We start from the raw sequence: 414 nt of genomic DNA, 5'->3' as shown, positions 1-414 counted from the left end.
TCGTAGTAGTCACAGGACTCCCGGGTAACAATGGCGACGCTCCGGCCCGGCGCTTCCTCGCGGCCGTAGGAGCCGCCGATGACGGGCGGCTTCCCCGTGACGACGCCGGGGATCGTCTCACCCTCCTGCATGCTGTAGGCGTCCATCAGCCAGGCCATCGCCTGCGGGTCGGTCCCCATGTCGGGGGCCGGGATGTCCGTGTTCGGCCCGATCACGTCGCGGATCTCCTGTGCGAACCGGCGGGTGAGCCGTTCCGTCTCGCCGTCGCTCAACGACTTCGGATCGACGACGATGCCGCCTTTCGCGCCGCCGAAGGGGAGGTCCATCACGGCACACTTCCAGGTCATCCACATCGAGAGACCGACGCACTCGTCACGGGTCACGTCGGGATGGTATCTGAGCCCGCCCTTGTAG

1 protein-coding gene is annotated in these 414 nt (G+C 67.1%); it reads right to left on the bottom strand.

From position 1 onward, the window contains the following. Positions 1 to 414: Glu/Leu/Phe/Val dehydrogenase dimerization domain-containing protein (locus C487_RS12745; protein WP_006186194.1), on the bottom strand; the 414-nt coding region annotated here is incomplete at both ends.

This window comes from Natrinema pallidum DSM 3751 (genome assembly GCF_000337615.1).
Classification (GTDB): domain Archaea; phylum Halobacteriota; class Halobacteria; order Halobacteriales; family Natrialbaceae; genus Natrinema; species Natrinema pallidum.
The sequence above is the reverse complement of the archived record's forward strand: the minus strand, read 5'-3'. Positions and strand labels throughout refer to the sequence as shown.